This window comes from Lysinibacillus zambalensis, from assembly GCF_040183165.1.
GTDB lineage: Bacteria > Bacillota > Bacilli > Bacillales_A > Planococcaceae > Lysinibacillus > Lysinibacillus zambalensis.
This window is the reverse complement of record NZ_JBEGDG010000018.1, coordinates 1-24963: the sequence shown is the minus strand read 5'-3', so window position 1 is coordinate 24963 and position 24963 is coordinate 1. Positions and strand designations below refer to the sequence as shown.

Annotated in this window: 17 protein-coding genes; 15 read left to right on the top strand and 2 right to left on the bottom strand. The window is 39.4% G+C overall.

Annotation, left to right across the window (positions count from 1 at the left end; genetic code table 11):
• The 10 genes from uvrA to ABNX05_RS19455 all read left to right on the top strand — a co-directional run bounded on the left by uvrA (nucleotide 1) and on the right by ABNX05_RS19455 (nucleotide 13122).
• Nucleotides 1-2865: an excinuclease ABC subunit UvrA gene (uvrA, locus tag ABNX05_RS19500; protein ID WP_349661226.1), complete on the top strand. Its 2865-nt coding sequence runs from the start codon at nucleotides 1-3 to the stop codon at nucleotides 2863-2865.
• Between the two features lie 338 nt (nucleotides 2866-3203).
• On the top strand, nucleotides 3204-4397 hold the full coding sequence (locus tag ABNX05_RS19495; protein ID WP_349661225.1) for a DUF4097 family beta strand repeat-containing protein: 1194 nt from the start codon (nucleotides 3204-3206) through the stop codon (nucleotides 4395-4397).
• Between the two features lie 273 nt (nucleotides 4398-4670).
• Nucleotides 4671-5357: a cell division ATP-binding protein FtsE gene (ftsE, locus tag ABNX05_RS19490; protein WP_197139824.1), complete on the top strand. Its 687-nt coding sequence runs from the start codon at nucleotides 4671-4673 to the stop codon at nucleotides 5355-5357.
• Nucleotides 5347-6231 (top strand): permease-like cell division protein FtsX, encoded by an 885-nt coding sequence (gene ftsX, locus ABNX05_RS19485; protein ID WP_349661224.1) that lies wholly within the window; start codon nucleotides 5347-5349, stop codon nucleotides 6229-6231. The genes ftsE and ftsX overlap by 11 nt, the downstream gene beginning before the upstream one ends.
• A 68-nt stretch (nucleotides 6232-6299) precedes the next feature.
• On the top strand, nucleotides 6300-7643 hold the full coding sequence (locus ABNX05_RS19480) for a murein hydrolase activator EnvC family protein (RefSeq protein ID WP_349661223.1): 1344 nt from the start codon (nucleotides 6300-6302) through the stop codon (nucleotides 7641-7643).
• A 289-nt stretch (nucleotides 7644-7932) separates the two neighbouring features.
• Nucleotides 7933-8574 carry a hypothetical protein gene (locus ABNX05_RS19475; protein ID WP_349661222.1) on the top strand — a complete coding sequence of 214 codons (642 nt, stop codon included), beginning with the start codon at nucleotides 7933-7935 and terminating at the stop codon, nucleotides 8572-8574.
• Nucleotides 8571-9158, top strand: a complete 588-nt coding sequence (locus ABNX05_RS19470) for a peroxiredoxin family protein (protein ID WP_197139832.1) — start codon at nucleotides 8571-8573, stop codon at nucleotides 9156-9158. The genes ABNX05_RS19475 and ABNX05_RS19470 overlap by 4 nt, the downstream gene beginning before the upstream one ends.
• Before the next feature lie 897 nt (nucleotides 9159-10055).
• Entirely contained in the window at nucleotides 10056-11501 is a 1446-nt protein-coding gene (locus tag ABNX05_RS19465; RefSeq protein ID WP_432760158.1) for a S41 family peptidase, read from the top strand.
• A 203-nt stretch (nucleotides 11502-11704) separates the two neighbouring features.
• The gene (locus tag ABNX05_RS19460) at nucleotides 11705-12886 is read left to right on the top strand and encodes a PDZ domain-containing protein (protein WP_349661221.1); all 1182 of its coding nucleotides are present in this window, start codon (nucleotides 11705-11707) and stop codon (nucleotides 12884-12886) included.
• A complete protein-coding gene (locus ABNX05_RS19455; protein ID WP_349661289.1) occupies nucleotides 12886-13122 on the top strand; it encodes a DUF2198 family protein in 237 nt (78 codons plus the stop codon). The genes ABNX05_RS19460 and ABNX05_RS19455 overlap by 1 nt, the downstream gene beginning before the upstream one ends.
• 210 nt (nucleotides 13123-13332) lie before the next feature.
• Here ABNX05_RS19455 and ABNX05_RS19450 read toward each other — a convergent pair whose 3' ends face one another.
• Both ABNX05_RS19450 and ABNX05_RS19445 read right to left on the bottom strand, forming a co-directional pair.
• Complete coding sequence (locus tag ABNX05_RS19450) at nucleotides 13333-13659, bottom strand: AzlD domain-containing protein (RefSeq protein ID WP_079559541.1); 327 nt, start codon at nucleotides 13657-13659, stop codon at nucleotides 13333-13335.
• Entirely contained in the window at nucleotides 13656-14387 is a 732-nt protein-coding gene (locus ABNX05_RS19445; RefSeq protein WP_349661220.1) for an AzlC family ABC transporter permease, read from the bottom strand. Before ABNX05_RS19445 ends, ABNX05_RS19450 begins: the two co-directional genes overlap by 4 nt.
• 125 nt (nucleotides 14388-14512) lie before the next feature.
• Here ABNX05_RS19445 and ABNX05_RS19440 point away from each other — a divergent pair, with 125 nt between their 5' ends.
• The 5 genes from ABNX05_RS19440 to ABNX05_RS19420 all read left to right on the top strand — a co-directional run bounded on the left by ABNX05_RS19440 (nucleotide 14513) and on the right by ABNX05_RS19420 (nucleotide 24503).
• Nucleotides 14513-15064, top strand: a complete 552-nt coding sequence (locus ABNX05_RS19440) for a helix-turn-helix domain-containing protein (protein WP_349661219.1) — start codon at nucleotides 14513-14515, stop codon at nucleotides 15062-15064.
• Between the two features lie 11 nt (nucleotides 15065-15075).
• On the top strand, nucleotides 15076-15699 hold the full coding sequence (locus ABNX05_RS19435) for a TVP38/TMEM64 family protein (RefSeq protein WP_349661218.1): 624 nt from the start codon (nucleotides 15076-15078) through the stop codon (nucleotides 15697-15699).
• A gap of 304 nt (nucleotides 15700-16003) precedes the next feature.
• On the top strand, nucleotides 16004-19513 hold the full coding sequence (gene addB / locus ABNX05_RS19430; RefSeq protein WP_349661217.1) for a helicase-exonuclease AddAB subunit AddB: 3510 nt from the start codon (nucleotides 16004-16006) through the stop codon (nucleotides 19511-19513).
• 1 nt (nucleotide 19514) lies between these two features.
• Nucleotides 19515-23237, top strand: coding sequence for a helicase-exonuclease AddAB subunit AddA (gene addA / locus ABNX05_RS19425; protein ID WP_349661216.1), 3723 nt, complete (start codon nucleotides 19515-19517; stop codon nucleotides 23235-23237).
• 99 nt (nucleotides 23238-23336) lie between these two features.
• A complete protein-coding gene (locus ABNX05_RS19420) occupies nucleotides 23337-24503 on the top strand; it encodes a DUF418 domain-containing protein (RefSeq protein ID WP_349661215.1) in 1167 nt (388 codons plus the stop codon).
• Nucleotides 24504-24963 lie beyond the last annotated feature (460 nt).

Genomic DNA, 24963 nt, shown 5'->3' with positions numbered 1-24963 from the left:
GTGAAAAATACTGAAATAGTCGTGCAAGGCGCACGAGCACATAATTTAAAAAATATTAATGTCACAATTCCACGCGATCAATTAGTCGTGCTAACAGGTTTATCGGGCTCAGGGAAATCATCATTAGCGTTCGATACGATTTATGCTGAGGGACAACGCCGTTATGTAGAATCCCTTTCAGCCTATGCCCGTCAATTCCTTGGTCAAATGGATAAACCAGACGTCGATGCGATAGAGGGATTATCTCCTGCTATTTCAATCGATCAAAAAACGACGAGCCGTAACCCACGTTCGACAGTTGGGACAGTAACGGAAATCTATGATTATTTACGTTTGCTATATGCACGTATCGGTAAGCCTATTTGTCCAAATCACGGTATAGAAATTACCTCTCAAACGATTGAGCAAATGGTCGATCGTTTATTAACTTATTCAGAAAGAACGAAAATGCAGTTGCTTGCTCCAATGGTAGCGGGGCGTAAGGGAACACACGTAAAGCTACTGGAAGATTTAAAAAAGCAAGGCTTTGTTCGAGTACGTATCGACGGTGAGCTACGTGATTTAGATGATTCGATTGAACTTGATAAAAATAAAAAACATTCAATAGAAGTAGTCATCGATCGTGTTGTGATGAAGGAAGGTGTCGCGGCACGTCTTAGTGATTCCTTAGAGACAGCATTACGTTTGGCAGATGGGCGAGTACTTGTCGATGTGATGGAGCATGAGGAATTATTATTTAGTGAGCATCATGCTTGTCCACTATGTGGATTTTCAATAGGAGAGCTAGAGCCTCGTATGTTTTCATTCAATAGTCCTTTCGGGGCTTGTCCAAGCTGTGATGGTTTAGGCTCGACACAAGAGGTTGATCTTGATTTAGTAGTACCCGATTGGGATCGAAGTTTATTAGAGCATGCTTTAGCACCGTGGGAACCGACAAGCTCTCAATATTACCCACAGTTATTAAAGGCTGTGTGCGATCATTATGATATCCCGATGGACGTACCCGTAAAGGATCTACCGAAAGAAAAGATGGATAAAATTTTATATGGTTCTGGTAAAGATAAAATCCATTTCCATTATGAAAATGAGTTTGGCAATGTGCGAGATCAAATGATTGAATTCGAAGGTGTTGTTCGTAATGTGGAACGTCGCTTTAAGGAGACAACGTCTGATTACGTGCGTGAACAAATGGAAAAATATATGGCCCAGCAAGCATGTCCATCTTGTAAAGGGTATCGCTTAAAGCCTGAAACATTAGCTGTAAAACTAGCAGATAAGCATATTGGTGAAGTGACACAGTATTCGATTCAGGAAGCTGATACATTTTTCAAAGAGCTGGATTTATCAGAAAAGGATATGAAAATTGCTCGACTTGTTTTACGTGAAATTGAAGAGCGACTTGGCTTCCTTGTCAATGTAGGGTTAGATTATTTAACATTAAGTCGAGCGGCAGGAACACTTTCAGGGGGAGAAGCTCAACGAATTCGCCTTGCAACACAAATCGGCTCGCGCTTAACAGGTGTGCTCTATATTTTAGATGAGCCATCAATCGGCTTGCATCAACGTGATAATGACCGTCTTATTAGTACGCTGCAAAATATGCGTGATATTGGCAATACGCTTATTGTTGTCGAGCACGATGAAGATACAATGCTGGCGGCGGATTATCTGATTGATGTTGGTCCTGGTGCAGGTGTGCATGGCGGTCAAATTGTAGCGGCAGGAACTCCGCAGGAAGTAATGGAAAATGAAGAGTCTTTGACGGGGCAATATTTAAGTGGTAAGAAGTTTATCCCACTGCCAATTGAGCGCCGCAAACCGAATGGACGCAAATTATCGATTAAAGGTGCCAAGGAAAATAATCTTCAAAATGTGAAGGTGGATGTACCACTTGGCTTATTCGTTGCAGTAACTGGGGTTTCAGGCTCAGGTAAATCAACGCTTATTAATGAAATTTTATATAAGTCCTTAGCTCAAAAGCTAAATCGTTCAAAGGTGAAGCCCGGTGAACATAAAGAGGTAACGGGGATTGATGAGCTCGAAAAGGTTATTGATATTGACCAATCACCAATCGGTCGTACACCTCGCTCAAACCCTGCTACGTATACAGGCGTTTTCGATGATATTCGAGATGTTTTCGCAACAACAAACGAAGCAAAGGTACGTGGCTATAAAAAAGGACGCTTTAGCTTCAACGTTAAGGGAGGTCGCTGTGAAGCTTGTCGTGGTGACGGTATTATAAAAATTGAAATGCATTTCCTTCCAGATGTTTACGTGCCATGTGAAGTTTGTCATGGGAAGCGTTACAACCGTGAAACACTTGAAGTGAAATATAAAGATAAGAGCATTGCGGATATTTTAGATATGACGATTGAAAACGCAGTCGTATTCTTCGAAAATATTCCGAAAATCCAACGTAAGCTACAAACAATCGTGGATGTAGGATTAGGCTATATGAAATTAGGACAACCTGCCACAACATTATCTGGTGGTGAGGCACAGCGTGTAAAATTAGCCTCTGAATTACACCGTCGTTCAACAGGTAAATCATTCTATATTTTAGATGAGCCGACAACGGGCTTACATGCGCATGATATTGCACGTTTACTCGTTGTTTTACAACGTCTTGTAGAAAATGGCGATTCAGTGCTAGTCATCGAACATAATTTAGATGTCATCAAAACGGCAGACTACATTATCGATCTAGGGCCTGAAGGTGGCGACAAAGGTGGTACGATTGTGGCGACAGGTACACCAGAAGAAGTCGTTGAAGTCAGTGGCTCGTACACAGGTAAATATTTAAAGCCAATATTAACAAGAGATCGTCTACGTATGGAAGATGTTTTAGCCAAGGCTTCTCAATAAAGTACCCACTAAAAAAGTTCGCAAATTGCGAACTTTTTTTACGTTAGGGGCATACTGGGAAGGTGGATGTCGATAAGAACTAAAAGTAGGGTAATAAAACGTGAAAGTTAATCGATAAATTTCAAAAGTTGGGTGACATTCTATTTAAACGTATGTCATATGAATAAGTTATTGGAGTTAAGGCTGGACGCGACCAGCTGGAACGGAAATCATCAACCACACGTTATGGTAATGTGCCTAAAATAAGGTATATTCCTAATTTTTCGTTTTTTGGTGAAACTTTTCACAATGCGTTTCGTATAAATACTATAACGAACTGAGGGAGGCTAATTTTAATTATGCAAAATGAACGTCAACGAATTTTAGAACTTGTGGAAAAAGGAACAATTTCAGCGCAAGAGGCGATTACATTATTAGAAGCATTAGAGCAACCTAGCAAGTCCACTCAACATGTTATGAATGATGTGTCAGATGAGGGCCAGCATTCCCAAACAGAGAAAGAGTCAGTATTTAAAGGTGAAAGTCATAAGAGTGAACAATCGCAAAAAGATGAAGATTTCCCTAAATATTTCCAAGAGGAAATGAAGGATTTCCGTAAAGATTTATCACAAATTGGTTCACTTTTTATGGATATGATGAATACGGCAGTAAAAAAGGTCAAAGAATTTGATGTATCTTCTCCATTTGGTGATAAATTTGAGTTTTCACATACGGAAGAAGTTGCAGCTGAACATGTAGATAAAATAATTGCTGAATTACCGAATGGCAATTTTTCATTAGAAACCGCTGAAGGAGATAGCTTCCAAGTCGTTTGCAAGGTAAAGGCACCTCTTGTTAATGATAGTGAAGAGGAAACACGTGCTAATTTCCTAGAGCAATTCGTTGTCAAGGAAGATGGAGATTCACTGCGAATTTTAAGTCAACTTAAGCTTGTGCAAGTAAATGTGAAAGTCCTTGTTCCAAAGGATAAATTAGAAAAATTATCAGTACGTTTAATGAACGGAAGTGTTACTTTACAAGATACGGATTTCGAGCATTTAAAAGTAAAGACATTAAACGGTGCGATTAAAGGCTCTAAGTTTAACTTTGGAAAGGCAGAAGTGGATTCTTCTAATGGTTCCATTGAACTAACAAATGTTCGTGGTAAAGATATAGAGGCTGAAACATTGAATGGCCGTGTTTATTTAGATGGCGCATTGGATGAAGTTGAAGCAAAATCGGTTAATGGACATGTTGTGGTCACAACTTGCTCTACTAATTCATCGAAAATCAAAGCACAAACAGTCGCAGGAGCTGTTGAATTGTATGTGCCACGTACAATCTCGTTAAGCGGTAAAATTGTTACGAATTTTGGTAAAGTAGATGTAGGTATTCAAGATGCTTCAAAAATGGAATCACAGGATCAATTTTTATCAAAAGTCGTACGTTTCGATAAAGAAGTAGAGAATGCTAATCGTCTATTTATCGAAGGTGAGTCTAAAACAGGTGCAGTTTTAGTACGCTATACAACGACTGACGAGCAAACTGTTTAATTAACAAAAGCATTCAGGCTATGTATACTAACATAGTTTGAATGCTTTTTTTTGCTTAAAAACTTTAGAAAAGCAGAAATCGACTTTCCTCTAATAGGCTCGATTTCTGTTTTTTTGTTTGTCGAGGTTTTAAAACATTTATGGCAATCAGATAACGAAATAACAAGAACTACCACGGAATGAAATGAAACTGTAATAATAAAGGTAGAAATAGAGTGTTATAATAGGTAACGAAATACCTCTTACATGGTAAGAGATTTAGGTGGTTTAAATATGATAGAAATGAAAAATGTGACAAAGAAGTACCCAAATGGTGTTGTTGCGACAAATGGGATTTCCATTAACATAAAGCAAGGTGAATTTGTCTACGTTGTAGGTCCAAGTGGAGCGGGGAAATCTACATTCATTAAATTAATGTATCGCGAGGAAAAAGCTACTTCGGGAGAAATCACTGTTAATGGTATAGATTTAGCTTCCTTGAAAAATAAAAAAGTACCTTTTTTACGCCGTCAAATCGGAGTGGTTTTCCAAGATTTTAAACTTTTACCTCGTCTGAATGTTTATGAAAACGTAGCGTTTGCTCTAGAGGTAATCGAGGAGGAACCAGTGGAAATTCGCCGTCGAGTGATGGAGGTTTTAGAGCTTGTAGGACTGAAGCAAAAGGCAAGAATGTTCCCTAATGAACTGTCAGGTGGCGAACAACAGCGTGTTTCGATTGCACGATCGATTGTGAATGTGCCGAAGGTCGTTATTGCGGATGAACCTACTGGGAATCTTGACCCTGAAACATCTTGGGAGATTATGAATTTATTTGAAGAAATTAATGCGAGAGGTACAACTATAGTAATGGCAACACATAACCGTGAAATCGTAAATACGATTCGTCGTCGAGTAATTGCAATAGAAGGCGGAATGATTGTCCGTGATGAGCACGGAGGTGACTACGGTTATGAAATTTAATACAGTAAAACGTCACTTCAGAGAAAGTATAAAGTCTCTTGGCCGTAATAGCTGGATGACTATTGCTTCCGTAAGTGCAGTTACAGTTACATTAATATTAGTAGGTGTTTTTGCGCTTATTATGATGAATTTAAATAAAGTTGCATCTGATTTAGAAAACGATGTTGAAATTAAAGTGTTAATTGATGAAACAGCGGGTAAAGCTGATGAAAAAGCGCTCATGGAAAAAATTAAGAAATTGCCAGATATCGAAGAGATGACCTATTCAACTAGGGAAAATGAATTAAGCAAATTAGTAAAAGATTTTGGGGAAGATTTTAAACTATTTGAGCAAAGTAACCCATTACGTAATGTTATTTATGTGAAGGCTTCAGATCCTCAGCAAACAGCTAAAGTCGCTAAAACAATTGATAAATTTAATTTTACATATGACGTTATGTATGGTGAAGGCAAAGTAGAAAAGCTGTTTAACTTCTTAAATATTAGCCGTAACGTAGGGATTGTGCTTATTTTAGGATTATTATTTACAGCGATTTTCTTAATTTCTAATACGATTCGAATTACTATTATTGCACGTCGAGATGAAATAGAGATTATGAAACTTGTAGGAGCAACGAATTCATTCGTGCGTATCCCATTTTTATTAGAAGGAATGTGGCTTGGAATTTTAGGTTCTATTATTCCAATTGCGGTTATCGCAACTCTTTACCACAATGTATATAAAATTATTGCGCCTCGATTAAAAGGCGAACTTGTTCAAGTCCTTGATTTCTCACCGCTTGTGTACCAAGTAAGTGGTCTACTATTACTGATCGGTGTGCTAATCGGTATTTGGGGAAGTTTCATGTCAGTACGTAAGTTTTTAAAAATTTAGCTTTCGCTAAGGTATGCGAGGCAGAACGAGCATCAACCAAAATTAATAGTCGAAAAGGAGTTCAACCGGTGAAAAGTATGGCGAAAAACTTAATGAAATTACTTGCTGCAGCATCTGCACTATGTCTTTTTATCCAAACTCCATCAGCTTATGCAAATAGTTTATCGGATTTAAAAGATGAAAAAAGACAAATTGAATCAAAGAAAGATGGCTTAAATTCATCCATCAAAAATAAATCAAATGCTATTACTGTAAATGAAGACAAGCAGCAAAAAATATTAGATCAAATTCAAACATTAAATGCTGAAATTGATAAAACAAATAGCAATATTAAAAATGTATTAGCAGAAATTCAATCTACAAATAAAGAAATAAAGTCTTTAAAAGATGGTATAGACGAGCTTCTACGTAAAATTGAAGAACGTGACTTATTGTTAGAGGATCGTGCTCGTGCCATTCAGGCGGGTGGTTCCGTTAGCTATATAGATGTACTACTTAGTTCTAATAGCTTCGTAGATTTCATCGATCGATTCTCAGCTGTTAATGCTTTACTAGAAGCGGATCGTCAAATTATCCAAGATCAAAAAGAGGATAAGCAAAAGTTAGAAGAACAAAAGCAAGTTTTAGAAAGCAAACGCCAAAAGCTCGAAGATAAAAAAGCTGAGCTTGATCGTTTAAAAGCATCATTAAACGGACAAAAAACTGAGAAAAACAAATTAATTGATCAATTAGAAAAAGAACAAGCAAAGCTGAAGACTGAAAAAGTATTGCTTGAAAAAGAATATTCTGAGGCTCTTGATATTAGTGCCGATTTACAACAAAAAATCATTAATGAGCAAAATCGATTAGCTGAAATTGCTCGTCAACAAGAAGAGAAACGTAAAGCAGCCGCAGCTGCTGCTGCCGCAGCAAAAGCATCTAATTCAAGTAATTCAAGCAGTTCAAGCAGTTCAAGCAATAATAGTGGTGGAGGGTCTTCAACAGTTGAAGCGCCACCATCGAATGGTACATGGATTAAGCCAACAAATGGCCGTTTAACATCACCTTATGGCTGGCGTAATATTGGCGCAGGCCCAGAGTTCCACTATGGAGTCGATCTTGCAAATAGCACAGGTACTCCAATTTGGGCAGCTGCTGACGGTGTTGTTTCTTACGCTGCACCACTTAGCTCGTATGGTAATGTTGTAATCATTACGCATTCTATCAATGGCGAAATCCATACGACAGTATATGCACACTTAAATTCTTTCAATGTTAGTGTTGGTTCAGAAGTATCCCAAGGTCAGCAAATAGGAACAATGGGTATGACTGGACGTGTAACAGGACCTCACTTACACTTTGAAGTGCACATCGGCGCTTGGCGAGGACAAGCAGTCGGAAGTGTGAATCCATTAAAATATATTCCGGTATAAACATATTGAAAGCTATACATTAGAGTTCTTCTAATGTATAGCTTTTTTGTTTGCCATGCACATTTGTTAAGATCTAGTATTATGTGGAAGCCTTTTTCCTAGTGTGGCACCATTTTATGTAATATATTTATAGTGTGAATACCTAGATAGGTATTTCAATAAAATTGTTCTGCAAAAGTCTGTTTTTTTCATGTTTCAGGGAGATTTTTTGAACACACTGTGAAATGACAGTTCATATAAAGAATATATGCTATGCTGAAGCTATCTTTTTTTGTGGGGGATTTATTAGGTGAATAATACAGAATGGTTCTCTATCCGGACATTAACATTACCAGCAACTGCGGTCGCTTTGCTTGTAGCATTTTTTATTGTGTGGCTCGTTATACGCGTACAGTTTCCGAAAAAATGGGCGGGGGTATATGGAGACGCAGTTTTTACCTTTATTCTCGTTTGGAAATTTAGCGTAATCGTCACTGATTTTAAAGCTGTTATTGCTCAACCGTTTGCGCTCCTTTACTTCAATGGTGGAACAATCGGTGTCTTTTTAGGAGCTATGGCAGTATCACTACAGCTTTGGTGGAATCGAAAAAAAATCCACTTAGATGAAACTGGAATTGCTGCTTGTAGCTGGGCAATCATTTTAACGCAATCGAGCTATCAATGCCTTGTGGTGTTACTAAATGATAATCCAACCAATAGCGAAGTGATTACTTTACTTGTGCTAAGCACACTAACAGTCCTCATATTATGGAAAATAGCCGCTATCAATCGTGCATTATTTTTATATACGTTTGGTCTTATAACTGTGGCCTTCTTTCAGCCGCTTGGTTTATGGCAACCGGCTGTAGGGGTGAGCGTCATATTATTTATAGTAGGTATAGGGGTTCAGCGTCTTGCTAGCGAAACTAAATCATTTGGAGGTAAGGAATGAAAAAAAATATTGGACTACTTATCGTCGTGTTATTAGTAGTCGCGATGATTGGTACATATGTTAAACAGCAGATTGATAAAGATCGTGAAATTGAAACAGCTTCACTAGGGAAAGAAATGGACGAACGAAAGATTGGTTTAAAAAATGGAGATACACCACCTGATTTTACTTTAACAAGTTTGGATGGCGAAGATGTAACATTGAGTGAGCTTCGTGGAAAAAAAGTCGTGTTAAACTTTTGGGCAACATGGTGTCCACCATGTAAGGCGGAAATGCCACATATGCAAAATTATTACGAACAAAATGCTAAAAAAGATAATGTAGAAATAATAGCTGTCAATTTAACACAGGCTGAACGAGACGTTACAGAGGACGAAAAAATAGATTCTGTCATGACATTTAGAGAAAGTTTCGATTTAACATTCCCTATTTTACTGGACCCGAAAAACTCAGCCGGCTTAGACTACCAAGTAATAACGATTCCCACAACCTATTTTATTGATTCAAATGGATATATTCAACGTGCTATTAGAGGGCCGATGAATGCGGAAATGTTAAAAAGCTATGTAGATGCAATGGACTAAGCAAAAAATAAATTTCAAAGAATCTGCTCGTTCGCCAGAATAAACGAAGCAGATTTTTTTATGTGAGTATTTCCTTGTTTATTAAATACATGTGCTTCGTGAATGGATACCCGAAGAAGGAAGGGGAATACCCGCGAATGGGGAGAGAATACCCGCGGAAGGGAAGGAAATACCCGCGAAAGAGGAGAATACCCGCGGAAGGAAGGTAAATATCCGCGAATGGGGAGAATACCCGCGAGAGGAGGGTAAATACCCGCGAATGAGAAGAGAATACCCGCGGAAGGAGGGTAAATACCCGCGAATGGGGAGAATACCCGCGGGAGGAGGGTAAATACCCGCGAATGGGGAGAATACCCGCGGGAGGAGGGTAAATACCCGCGGAAGGAAGGTAAATACCCGCGAATGAGAAGAGAATACCCGCGGAAGGAAGGCAAATATCCGCGAATGAGGAGAATACCCGCGGAAGGAAAGGAAATACCCGCGAATGGGGAGAGAATACCCGCGGAAGGAAGGTAAATACCCGCGAATGGGGAGAGAATACCCGCGGAAGGAAGGTAAATACCCGCGAATGGGGAGAATACCCGCGGGAGGAGGGTAAATACCCGCGAACAGCGAAACAACACCCGTGCTAGAAAATGAAAATCCCCACGATCCGAAATAGAACACTCACACTAGAAAATGAAAATCCCCACGATCCGAAATAGAACACTCACACTAAGAAATGAAAATCCCTACAATCCGAAATAGAATACCCACGCTACGAAATAGAAAGCCTGCGATACACAATAGAATACTAGCGAAACAAAAATCATAGGATTCAACAAAGTATTTTGAAGCTTAATCTTGTATGTTTGAAAAATAAAATTCATACAGTAGAAGAGACGGAGGAGGGAAGGTTTGCGCAAAATGATGGCGGGTGTTGGCGTACTTGCTAGTAGTCTATTGTTAGGGAGTGGCATTTATTTTGACTGGTTTAATTTAGGGGATCAGAAGGAACCGGTCGTTACAGAGGTTGATTCGATTAATGAAGCGATGAATTTAATTGAAAAAAAATCTGTATACAGTACGAAAAAAGATGCGTTGGTGGAAGGGGCACTTCGTGGTATGGCAGATGCTATTAAGGACCCTTATAGTACCTATTATTCGAAGGAAGAGGCGGAACAGCACCGGCAAATGTTAGCTGAGGAAAGAGTGGGCATTGGGATTGAGCTAACTGAAAATAACGGGAAATTTATTGTTGTGTCTCCAGTCCGTTCGTCCCCAGCAGATAAAGCAGGGATGCGCTCTCTCGATGAAATTGTACAAGTTGATGGCACTCGAGTGGAAGGTAAAAAGATGAGTGAATTAATGCATTTAATTCAAGGGGAGAAAGGGACGAAAGTTACGATTGTCGTCTATCGTCCGAGTGAAGATAAACATATTAAAATGACGATGGAACGAGCAGCAATTTCTAATAAAACAGTGACGAGCGAAGTAGTAAACATAGAAAATACGCCGATAGGTTATGTGGGAATTTCGATTTTTGGTGAGAAAACGGCCAATGAATGGGTTGCAGAAACGAGTAAATTGCTACGAAAAGATATTAAGGGATTAGTGATTGATGTGCGGGATAATCCAGGTGGTTATTTACATAGCGTCGCAGCGCTACTAAGCACAGTGTTGGAGAATGGCAAAGTGTTTGCCTATATGCAAAATGCTGAAGGTGCTATGGAACCATTAAAAACAGAATCAAAAAGCTTTGACGAGAATTATTTACAGTCAATGTACAAAATACCGATTGTTGTTTTACAGAATGCGGGCAGTGCATCTGCTAGTGAAGTGCTTAGCGGCGCTTTAAAAGGATGGGGACGTGCTTCCCTTGTTGGTGTTAAGAGTTTCGGAAAAGGAACAGTACAGGAGTCTTGGTCACTGAAAAATGGTGGAGAGCTTAAATTGTCCACAAATAAGTGGCTGACACCAAAGCGTGAATGGATTCATAAGCAAGGTATTGAGGCTAATTTAGTGATTGAACAAAATGAATTATTCGCTTTCCAAATGCACCCACTATCAGGGAAGTTTAAAGAGGGCGACATGAGTGAGGAAGTTGCGTATACGCAAAATGCTTTAAAAATGCTAGGGTATAAAATTGCTCGTTTAGACGGTTACTTGGATGAATCAACGGAGGAGGCTGTTAAGCTTTATCGAGACGATAAGAAGTTGAAAAAAGCAGAAGGGGATTTTAATATGGACACAACCTTCTTTAACAGCTTAAACGAAACGTTGAAAAAATATAAAGAGGATCGTCAAAATGATTTACAGTTCCAAATGGCGACAAGCTTCTTATTGCATAATATTGAAGAATAAAAAATAGTGATAGTTTGATTTGAGGATATAGACTGATAGTTGGTCTCATATCCTCATTTTTTATTATAAAAAACCGGGTATATCCACCAAAATGAAGAAAAAAATAAGAATAGAAGGCTTTCTACTAGATTGTACTACGCAAGAGTGTAGTCGTTTGATACAATAAATTCATAGTATTCTAGATAGAAACGGCGGGTGTTCGTATGGTTAGTGATATATTATTAGAAATTGTAACAGCGATTGGCCGCTTTTTAATCAACCCATTAATGTATATCGCAATTTTATTTGCGATTTTATTAGGTTATAGGCGTGTAAAGCAGGAGCGTAAATTTTTTAATAGACGTATTATTTGGGGTTGGACAGAACTGATGGGGCAATGGAAATATGGTTGGTTATCTGCCCTCCTTATTTCGCTTGTGAGTGTTGGATTAGGTTTAACGGTGCCAAAAGCTTTTATCATGATTTTAATCGCTATTTCTGCATTGGCACTATTATTGTACTTCGTTAATGCTCTTTCACCTATTTATACGATGGGGATTGCGACGTTAGTGATATGGTTGATGTATCACTTTAATTGGACATTTTCTTGGTGGAAAATCTCTTTAGAAGGTGTAAATTTATTAGAGGGCTCCATTGTAACGATTACGATTTTAGCAGGTCTATGTGTGATTGCGGAGGGTATGTTAATTCGTCGAACAGCAATGATGGTCACGACGCCGCAAGTTGAAAAGACGAAGCGAGGTATGCAGGCAATTGTCTATCGTTCAAGAAATGTATGGGTACTACCAATCTTCTTTGTAATACCTGGTGATGTTATTCCAGTAGATTTCCCATATTGGCCACAATTCACATTAGGAGAGAGTACCTTTGCACTTGTACTATTCCCAGTCGTTATTGGCTTTTCAAAGCTTTCTAGAAAAGAATTACCGGCTTTGCAATTGCCTAAAATTGGCCGATCAGTGCTAATGCTAGGACAGGTAATTTTAATAGGTGGACTTGCAGCTGCCTTGGAGCCATTCATCGGCTTTATAACGCTAGCAATTGGTGTAGTGATTCGTATCATTATTTCAATCTACTACGCGCAACAAGATAAAACGGATATTTACGCGGTTGCCCCAAGTTCAAAGGGCGCTATTATTGCGGCTGTCTTACCTGATTCACCAGCTGAAAAAATGGGCTTACAGGCAGGGGAATGTATTCGTAAAGTAAATGGTGAGGCCATTTTTACTGAAAATGATTTATACGAGGCTTTGCAATTAAATGCTGCACATTGTCGTCTAGAAGTAGTAGATCGTAACAATGAAATACGCTTAACACAGCATGTTATATATAGCAATGATCATTATCGTATTGGATTATTACTAGCTGAGCCGAGGGATATATGATGGATGTTTTCGGGAAAATGATGTTAGCGTTATTTTTACCTGCATTACTCGTATTATTGTTTACTCGAATTACGTATAATCGGTATGTTGCGCTAATATTGGCCATTGCACTTATGGCGGCATCTGTCTATGCAGGTTATACTTCGCCGTCTATTATATTCGTCATCGATGCATTTTCGTTAACAGTAGGCTTTTGGCTAGCAAGTAAAATGAAGAAAAACAAGAGTACGCTTTAACTACTTTCAGCGGTTGGTCATACACCTGTACGAGTCGCTATGCTTTCGGTATAAAAGACACCTGCTGAAATGGAGGAACTCGGTTTAAGAACGCCACGTCCTAGGGTGCACAAAATCGATTCTGGACGTAATTATGAAAAGGTATATTTGATATTACTATACAAGGTCAGTCCAAAGTGATAGCTTTCTCACTTTTAAGACTGACCTTTTTTACATGAAAAATCTTACGGCTGCCATAATGATAACCCCTGCTACAACTGTTATAGATAAACTTTTGGTAACAAGTGCAATCATAAGCGTTGGCACAAATGTAATAAATACAGGCCAATTAAGTGTAACAATTTTTCCATTTTCGGTATCTAATAAGTTTTCGATGACAAGGGCACTCAAAATACAGACTGGGATAAAGCTTAGCCATTTTAATACAACCTCTGGTAGCTTCACACTTCGGACAAACATAAAGGGAATAATACGTGGTAGCCAGGTTACAAGTGCACAGCCAATGATGAGCCATACCATAGTAGCAGTTGTCGTCATTTATCTGTCACCACCCCTATAGTTGCTACAATCATAGTTGAAAGAAGTACAGCCACATGTGAAGGCACAATATATGAAAGACCATACATAATAACAAACATATAGCCGATTAATATAAGATAATGCATTATTTTACTTTTGCCTACACTGCTAAGCTGTAAAACAAGGAGTGCCACGAACATAGCGATCAATGCAAAATCTAAGCCCCATTTTTCAGGGTTTGCTACCCATTGTCCCAAGTAGGCACCCGTTACACAAGAAAAAATCCAAAATGAGTAGGCTGTTATATTCAGCCCATCCATCCATTTACCATAAAGCTTACCGGCTTGCATTTGCTTCGTAACAGCTACACCAAATGTTTCGTCCGTTAATAATGTGCCGAAACCAACATTTCTTAGCATGGAATAGCGTGTGAAATGGGGTGCTAATGTTAAACTCATTAGTAAATGGCGCAAATTTACAACGAAAATGGTTACAATAATAGCAGAGGCAGGGCTATTTGTTAAAAGAAGTGCACAAAAGATAAATTGTGCAGAGCCTGCATAAATGAGTATAGATAAAAGTGCAATTTCGAGTACAGATAATCCAGAAGCGGAACCTACTACACCGAAAGCGAGTCCTATGCTAATATAACCGAGTAAAGTGGGGATGCAATCTTTCACGCCTTGTAAATAGCTATCGTCTGGCGTGTTAACCGTTTCATTCTGAAAATCAGTTGTACTTGTCATAAAATAGATCATCCTTTCTTAAAAATTTCCATGTATACTAATAGCGGAATAGTTTGATAGTTCATAATGTTTATTAGAGTATACATATGTCTGATAAAATAAACAATAGAAATTGGTGAATTAAAATGGAACAAATGAGTCGGAATTTAGCCTTTCAATTAAAAAAGATTCGACAACAGCGTCATTTAAGTTTAGACGATGTTGCCAAGACTACAGGTGTAAGTAAAGCGCAACTTGCACAAATTGAAAAGGGAGAGGCAAATCCTACAGTATCAACGATTTGGAAAATTGCTGCGGGATTGCGCATTTCATTTTCTTCGTTACTACAAGCACCGACAGCACACTTCATGAAATATAGTAGTAAGGATGCGCCACATGTAGATGAAGATGATGGTCGATATCGTGTGTATTCCATTATTCCTTATAATCCAGAGCGTGGATGGGAGCTTTATAAGATTGAAATGGAGCCCGGAGCCATTAGCAGGAGTGAGGCTCACACAGAAGGGGTAGAAGAAACTATAACTGTTATCCAAGGACAAGCCGTTATTTCTGCTGGAGAGATGCATGAATTGCTAGAAGAAGGGGATACACTAGTATTCTCAGGACATCAGCCCCATGAGTATAAAAATACTTCGGAAAAGCTAACGATTTTACATTTAATTTTGCAATATAAATAGAGGTGTCGATTTTGAGTGAATGGTTTACTGTAGAAAATATTGAACAGATTGCGGCACAATACCGAACGTTCGGTCCAATCATTGGTTTATTATTACCTTTTATAGAAGCGTTTTTACCGTTTTTACCTTTAGTCGTGTTCGTTGTTGCTAATGCGAGTGCATTCGGTTTATGGTTTGGATTTTTATTATCCTGGCTAGGATCTGTAGCAGGGTCATATGCATTATTTTTGCTTGTCCGAAAGTTTGGCAAGCATCCAAAGCTTCGTTTTGTCACAGGTAGTAAAAAAGTACAGCAGCTAATAAAATGGGTAGATATGAATGGCATTAGTCCCCTGTTCGTCTTACTTTGTTTTCCTTTTACACCATCAGTCATTGTAAACATAGTAGCGGGATTATCTCATATTCATAAAAAGTTTTATTTAGTAGTGTTAATGGCTGGGAAGTTCGTTATGATCTTAGCAATGAGCGTGCTCGGTTACGATTTGAAAGCGCTCCTAACAAGCCCTGTAAGATTAATTATTGCGGCAGTTGCGATTGTCCTGCTTTGGTGGATCGGCAAGTTTATGGAGAAGCGATTAAACGCGCGTGTAGAGAAAGATTTAAAACAAGCGCGAAAATTGACGAAAAATCATTAACGTTGAAAGTTGAATATGCACATCTTGCCCCTTTTATCATGTAAAATGAGAGAAGGGGTTTTTATCTTTATGCAGTAAATAGTTTTTGTGCGACAACTTCAATTACGCCAAGGCGAAATTGATTTTTCCAAAATGGTAGGCAATGCGCGAAAAGCATTGAGTAGCGCTTAGATAAAATATTTTAGTTAGAGTAGCAAAGTGATCGGGTCGATGCGAAAACCGCTCAGGTAAAACAACAAACCAAGATGATCCGCAACAACTATCACTTTTTTTAAATAGATCATTAATAGGAGGGGGAATGTATATGACATTGCGTATCGTATCAGGACGTTCAGGAACAGGTAAATCAACATTTATTCATCAAGAGATTGTTGAACAACTAAAATCGGATCCGTTAGGTCATCCAATTTTTGTGATTGTCCCCGACCAAATGTCGTACTCAACGGAGTATGAGCTGACGAATAAGCATGGCTTGCAAGGCTTAATTCGTGCGCAGGTTATGACATTTAAACGATTGGCGTGGCTAGTGTTACAGGAAACGGGTGGTATTGCTCGAAAAGAAGTAAATGGCTATGGCTATCGAATGCTGATTCGTAAACTTTTAGAGGAACAAAAAAGTGAGTTTTCGTTATTTCGACAAGCAGCTGGGAAACGAGGCTTTACGGAAGAAATTGAAACGCTATTACGAGAGTTTAGTCGTTATAGTGTAAATAGTTCGGTGTTAGCTGAAGTATCAGCATCTTTGAAGGCCATAGATGCACCTAATACATTGCAAGCGAAGGCGAATGATTTGCAAGTCGTTTTACAAGCTTTGGAGGAACGATTGGGCACGACGTATGTCGATAGTGAGGGGTATTATCCGATTTTGACGGAGCATCTGAAATACTCTGAGACGATGAAGCAGGCGTCTATTTATATAGATGGTTTTACAGCATTTACTGTAAGGGAACTAGAGCTTGTAAAAGAGTTATTAAAGGTGACGAAGCAGGTAACGGTAGTTCTTCCTTTTGACCATATTGAGGAAGTGTATGATGAGCAATCTTTATTTCATGAAGCCGCTTCTACGAACCAACGTTTACACGATATTGCCTATGAAGAAGGCATTGAGGTAGAAGCACCATTGCACTTCTATTATACGCATCGTTTTCAATCCGAAGATTTACAGCATATGGAAAAAGGGTTTGCTGATCTGGTGCCTCAAACGAAAGAAACATCAGGTGATGTAATGGTACTTGAAGCATCTAATCGACGTGCGGAGATCCATGCCATTGCCCGGGAAATAACAAAGTTGACAAGGGAGACGGGGTATCGTTATCAAGACATCGTACTTCTTTATAGACAAGCGGAAGTTTATGATCCGCTTATTACAACTATTTTTCAGCAATATGAAATTCCCATTTTTACAAATTCGAAAAAGACGATGCTGCATCATCCTTTAATTGAGCTTAGTCGTTCGGCTTTAGAGGTTATTACTTCTGACTGGAAATATGAACCAGTTTTTCGGAGTGTAAAAACAGATCTATTTTTCCCGTTACATGCTGAGTTAAATGTTTGGCGAGAGCGGGCGGATCGTTTAGAAAATTACTGTTTAGCACAGGGTATCTTTGGCGAGCGCTGGTTTGAGGAAGCTCGCTGGTTTTTCAAAAAGTATCGTGGACTTGAATTCCATTCACGCGTACAGACGGACGAAGAACGTGCTATGCAAGCAGAAATCGAGGCCGTTCGCAATGAAGTTCGTCAACCGCTCCAATTATTGCAGGACAAGCTGAAGGTAGCGACAACAGGAAGAGATGTTGCGACAGCTTTATTTGAGCTGATTGAGAATTTGAATGTTTATGAAAAGCTTCAAGCAATGAAAGACCGTGAACTTGATCGAGGTGATGCATTAGCTGCAAGTGAGCATGATCAAGCTTGGAAAGAATGGATTGCAGTGCTCGATCAGTTTGTTTATATGTTTGGTGAGCAGGAGATGTCTGTGGAGGAAGCGGCTAAAATTTTAGATGAGGGCTTTGACACTTTAGAATTTTCGCGTATCCCTCCTACATTAGATGAGGTCATAGTTGCGAACGTTGATTTAGCTCGTTTATCCAATATAAAAGTCGCTTTTGTTTTAGGGATGAATGATGGGGTCTATCCAACCCGTATGGAGTACGAGGGATTGCTGTCAGATACTGAGCGTGAGTGGTTTAGTCAAATTGGTTATGAGCTTGCGCCAACATCTAAAAATCGATTGCTGCAGGAAAATTTCTTGTTATATCGTGCTTTAACGACACCATCCGATAAATTATATATGTCCTATTCAACGGCAGATGAAGAGGGGAAGGCTCTATTGTCTTCACTCTATATTAAGAAAATTATCGGCAATGATAAAACGGCTGGTCTTCTGAGTGGTGTCAAGGTCGAACGAGTGGTCATTGATCCAATTGAATTACTGGATGAAAATGCTTTACCGTATATACGTCATCCTCGGACAGCTTTAGCACATTTAATGGTGCAAAAACGCCAAGCTGAACATAGCCGCGAGCTTGCGCCAGAGTGGGTAGCATTACAAAAATTTTATAAACAGGACCCTTATTGGGCACTTGTTTATGATCGAGTTTTACATCCAATCACTCATAAAAATGAGGCAGAGCCTTTAGAAAACTACATTACGCAAGAATTATATGGTCAAAAGCTAACTTCTAGTGTGTCTCGAGTTGAGAAATATTTCCGTTGTCCATTTTCGCATTTTACAACGTATGGGCTTCGTCTAGAAGAGCGGGCAGAGTACAGGCTAGAAACATTCGCAATGGGCGACTTATTCCATGAGGCATTGAAATGGATTACTGAGGAGACACATCGTCTGCAACTTTCATGGATACGTTTAACAAAGCAGCAAATTAAACAATTAGCACGACAAGCTGTTGAGCAAATTGTGCCGGTGTTTTCACATCAAATCTTACTGTCAAGCGCACGTTATCGCTACATTCAACGTAAGCTTATTCGGATTGTTGAGCGAACAATGACTGCACTTACACAGCATGCAAATGTATCTCATTTTAAGCCAATTGCTATTGAAGCATCATTTGGACCGGGCCAAAATGAACAGCTTCCACCGCTTGAAATTGATTTAACAGGTGGTAAGAAAATGTTAATGCGAGGTCGTATTGATAGGGTGGATAGTGCGTCTATTGATGACCGCTCTTATTTACGGATCGTCGATTATAAATCATCAGCCCGTGATTTAGATTTGAATGAGGTTTACTACGGATTGTCACTTCAGGTACTAACGTATTTAGATGTAGCGATGGAAAATTCCTCTTACTGGCTACCAGGTGAAGCGGAACCAGCAGGGGTTCTTTATGTACATGTCCACAATCCAATGCTAAAGCTTGATAAGGATTTAAGTGACAGCGAAATAGAGGAAGACCGTTTAAAACAGTATAAAATGAAAGGTCTTTTGTCAGAAAATGCGGAGGCCATTTTATCGATGGACGAGCAATTAGAGGAATCGAGTGGACATTCAAAAATTATTCCTGTCTATATGAAAAAAGATGGGACACCATCAGAATCTCAGTCACGGATTGTACCTGTTAATGATATGAAAAATCTACAGCATTTTGTACGGCGCAAGCATCAGGAGGCGGGTAACGGAATTTTAGCTGGGGATACTTCCATTAGTCCGTATAAACTGAAATCAAAAACAGCCTGTGACTACTGTCAATTTACAGCTGTTTGTCAATTTGACCCATCTGATGGTAAGCAAAGCTACCGTCAGTTACAGCAAGCAAAACCGAATGATATCGTTGAAATAATTCGGAAGGAGATGAAGTAAGTTGGTACAAAAAATACCTGAAAAGCCAGCGGAAGTGACATGGACTGACGACCAGTGGAAGGCAATCTATGCAAGCGGCCAGGATACACTTGTATCGGCTGCGGCAGGCTCTGGTAAAACGGCAGTTCTCATTAATAGAATGATTGAAAAGGTAGTAGCGACAGAGGATCCCATCAATGTCGACGAGTTACTTGTCGTAACATTTACAAATGCATCTGCTGCTGAGATGCGTCACCGTATGGCGGAGGCACTTGAAAAGGCTATTGCAGAAAATCCAACTTCTAACCATTTGCGACGCCAGCTAAGCCTTGTCAATAAAGCGCAAATTTCAACGCTGCATTCTTTCTGCTTAGCTATTGTGAAGCAGTACGCCTATATGCTAGATATTGATCCAGGCTTTCGTATAGCAAATGAGGCAGAGGTTGCTTTGTTAAGGGACGATATATTAGCCGAAGTATTAGAAGATGCTTACGATTCTGAGGATGAAGCACAGGTTCAAGCAATCTATCGTCTTGTTGATAGCTTTACATCGGATCGTGATGATCAGGCAATAGAAACTTTAATAAGCAAGCTTTATGATACGTCCCGTGTTCATGCAGAGCCTCAAAAATGGCTTCGTAGTCTACCAGAGACATACGAATTAGCAGCGGACGTAACAATTGATGATTTAGAGCTATCAAAATACGTGAAATTAACAGTCAAGCATAGTCTTGAAGAGGCATTTGTGTTAATTTCTGAAATGCGTGCCATTACGCTACAGCCTGCTGGACCCGGACCATATGCTGAAACTGCAGAAATGGATTTTGCTATGATTCAGGAAGGCATTCGCATTAGTCGTGAAGGAACATGGCAAGAACTCTTTGATTATTTTACTACCGTAAAGTGGTCAACGTTAAAGCGTGTATCCAAAGATGCTTTAGTAGATGTGGAGCTACAAGAGCTTGCTAAGAAAAAGCGTGAGGCAGCTAAAAAAATTGTAAACAAGCTTAAAGAGACTTTCTTCGTTCGTACTCCTGCACGATTGCTGGAAGAGATTCGATTAATGGGGCCTACGATAGGAACATTGGTCGAATTGACGAATGTTTTTAGTGAACAGTTCCGCATCGCGAAATTAGAACGAGGAATTATTGATTTCTCAGATTTAGAACATTTCGCCTTACAAATTTTAACTGTAGAAGTCGAAGGTGAATTACAGCCTTCACCTGTTGCTCTAGATTTAAAGCAACATTTTAAAGAAGTGCTTGTGGACGAATATCAAGATACAAATATGTTACAAGAAACTATATTACAGCTTGTGAAAACGGGTAGTGAGCAAGATGGAAATCTTTTTATGGTTGGGGACGTCAAACAAAGTATTTACCGTTTCCGTTTAGCAGAACCGAAGCTTTTTATGCGAAAGTATAGCGAGTTTCTAGAGACGCCAGATTTGACGGGGATGCGTATAGATTTAAACGCTAACTTCCGTAGTCGACAAGAAGTGTTGAACGCTACAAACTATGTATTTGCACAAATTATGGGTGAGCGAGTTGGAGAAATTCTTTATGATGAAAATGCTTCACTAAAGCCAGCAGCGCCCTATGATGACAAAGAAGTTCCGGTAGAGCTGGTCGTCATGCATCCTCCCGGGGAAGAAGAGTTGGAGGAAGAAGTAGAAGCAGAAGATACTGTAAGCGACGTTTCTGAATTAGAGGAATTAAAAAAATCACAGTATGAGGCACGTTTTATTATTGAGCGTATTCGACAAATGATGGAGGACGGGACAACCGTATTCGATACAAAAACGAAGACAGAACGTCCGTTAAAATATAGTGATATTGTCATTTTAATGCGTTCAATGACATGGTCAACAGATTTAGTAGAGGAATTTAAGCTTGCGGGAATCCCGCTCTATGCGGAGTCCTCGAAAGGATATTTTGATGCGCTTGAAGTGATGATTATGCTGAATGTACTAAAGGTTGTTGATAATCCATATCAGGATATTCCTTTAGCTTCAGTGCTACGTGCTCCATTTGTTGGCTTAACAGAAAATGAGCTAGCAAAAATTCGACTAGCAGATACGAAAGCGCCGTTTTATGATGCATTAAGGCAATTCATTCGAAGTGAGGGGCATGGTGTGCAGTCTGACACTTTTGTGAAGCTTCAACGATTTATGCTAGCATTTGAAAACTGGCGAGATTTAGCGCGACGTGGTTCGCTGTCAGATTTAATTTGGAAAATTTATTTAGATACGCATTATTATGAGATGGTTGGAGCGATGCCGAATGGGAAGCAGCGTCAGGCCAATTTACGCATTTTACACGACCGTGCTTTAATGTATGAGAAAACAGCTTTTCGAGGACTATTTCGCTTTTTACGTTTTATTGATCGTATGCGTACACGTGGCGATGATTTAGGGACGGCGAAATCGATTGGAGAAAAGGATGACGTCGTTCGCCTTGTGACCATTCACTCTTCCAAAGGGTTAGAGTACCCAGTTGTCTTTGTGGCAGGGATGGGGAGACCGTTTAATAAAATGGATTTCCATAACCCTTATTTATTCGATCAAGATTTTGGTCTTGCAGTGAAGGCAATTGATCCAGAAAATCGTATTACGTATACATCTCTACCATTTTTAGCTTTGAAGGAGAAGAAAGAGCTTGAAATGCGTGCTGAGGAAATGCGTGTATTATACGTAGCGATGACGCGTGCAAAGGAGCGACTTATTTTAGTAGGCTCGGTAAAAAATTGGGATAAAACCCGCGACAATTGGCTGGATGCACAAAGCTTGCCGTTAGATGCTCCTTTACAGGAGTATTTACGAGCTAGAGCAAATAGTTACTTTGATTGGCTTGGGCCTGCAGTAGCAAGACATGCAGATTTTTCAGCCATTGCTGCTTCCCCTTATAAGGCAGCAGATGATGTATCGCATTGGTGGGTACGAGCTATTGAAACAAGCCATTATGCGTATGATATACAGGCGTTAGAGGACGAGGTACAGCAATTGCTAGAAACGCCCGAGGACGAAGCTTTGGAGTCGGAAATTACGATGCGCTTTCAAGCACAGTATGCGTTTCAGAAATCAACACAAAAACGTTCAAAAACATCTGTAAGTGAAATTAAGCGTTTAGAAAATCTTCAGAGACAGGAAGAGCCTGAGTATTACTTTTCAGCACCTTCTAAGCAAAAATCGACGACCGTTGCACCCCGTCCAACCTTTTTACAGGACAAGCAGCTGACAGGTGCAGAAATAGGGACAGCGGTTCATACAGTTATGCAACATGTCCCTCAAAACGGCTTTACGGACGTACAGGAGGTTCAGGAGTTTGTCACTAATTTAGTGAATAGACAGCTTCTGACCGAGGCTGAGGGGAAAGTTGTTCCGTCGAAAAAAATATATAATTTCTTTACAACAGACATTGGACAACGCTTTAAAAAAGCAAAAACAATTCGCAGAGAATTGCCATTTACGATTAGTCGAGTAGATGAAGATGGCGACGCTCAAATTGTACAAGGAATTATTGATTGCTTATTTAAGGATGAAAACGGTGAATGGATCTTACTGGATTATAAGACCGATCGTATCCAATCACATTTTGCTGAGGACCCAGCATTAACGAAAGAACTTTTAGAACGATATGGTGTCCAGCTTAGAGTGTATAGTGAGGCGATAGAATCGATCCTTCAAATTAAAGTGAGTGATAAGGTTCTCTATTTATTTGATATTGAACGGGCTTTACATGCATAAGTGAAAGCGGTGAAAACAGGGCTACCTGAGGTAGTTTCATATAAGGGAATGCGTGTTAGAGAGTCCTGTTTTCGCCATATACATAGAGGAGGCATTTTTGTGGAGTTAAAACCGACAATGTTGCAGGAGCGCATCGCAACATTAGATATTTTACGTGGTATTAGCTTACTAGGCATTTTACTCGTTAATATGTTTGCCTTTTATTTGCCAATGCCCTATATTGATTTGGCATCATGGTTTACAACACCGTCAGATATTGTGTGGCAGCAAAATTTAGATATTTATGTACAAAGTAGCTTTTATCCACTGTTCGCCATGTTATTTGGCTACGGACTCGCTATGCAATGGCGGAAAGCACAAAGTCGTGAACAAAATTTTTATGCGATAGGACTTCGAAGACTTTCTGTATTATTTGTATTTGGTTTGCTACATGCTGTGCTCATTTGGTGGGGCGACATTTTGATGGTGTATGCATTTTGCGGTGTTTTTTTAGTGCTCTTACTACGTCTACATCCAATTTGGTTATTGTCAATTGGCATTATGATTAGCGGCGTCATGCAAGCTTTTATGTTATTTGTAGTAGGATATATTAATTTTAATACAAAGATTGATGAGTATTTAGATATTACTTCAGTAGAGCAGGCGATAACTGCTTATGGAACAGGGAGTTGGGTTGATGCATTTATGCAACGTCTAACTGATTTATCGTTTCAGGCAGGAATCGGCATGTGGTTTGTGGCATTATTTACAATTCTACCATTTATGTTAATTGGTGCCGCAGCCTCTAAATGGCGTTTAGTAGAACGAGCGAGAGAACTTAAATGGCTATGGCTGGCATTAGCAGTAGCTGGGTTAGCAATTGGTATTTTTATTAAAAGCTCACCGATCATGTTTACGCGTACGTATTTATTAGACTACTTGAAAGTATACATAGGTGGTCCAATTTTAGCAGTAGGCTATACGGGGCTCATTGTTTTACTTTGTTTACTCCCAGTTGTACCAAAATTGCTTAGTCCTTTTGCGAAAATAGGGCGCATGTCGTTTACAATGTACATACTTCAATCGGTCATTGGAACATGTCTGTTTTATCAATTTGGATTTGGCTTGTATGGAAAAGTAAACGTCGCAACAGGCGTGCTAATTGCGGTAAGCATTATTATTGTACAAATGATTGTGGCAGAAATTTGGCTAGCGAAATGGCAACAAGGTCCGTTAGAGGCTTTATGGCGCAAGTTAACGTATAAGACGAAAACTAAAGTAAGTTAATTGTTTTCAACGTGCCGGCAACATATAGTTACTTAATACGTCTTGTATAATAAGCATAATTAATCGTGATTTGGCTTATTATCAAAAGTAGGGATAGCATTTGTTATAAAGTATGTTAGTTGATTGTAGTGGAGGATGGGCGACTCCTTGGGGATCAGCGATCGAGGAACAAAGACTAAAAGCATCACATTCCTGTGATAACGCCTTCGTGACCAACATCGGTGCCGCTGCCGCTTCGTTAGCACTATGCTTTCGCGCAAAAAACATCTGTTGGCCCGAGACCCTGCAGCGTAGCGGCAGCAACAATTGTTTTAACTGTGCGAAAGCGAAGCGACAGCAACAAATGTTTTAACTGTGCGAAAGCGAAGCGACAGCAACAAATATTTTAACTGTGCGAAAGCGAAGCGACAGCAACAAATGTTTTAACTGTGCGAAAGCGAAGCGACAGCAACAAATGTTT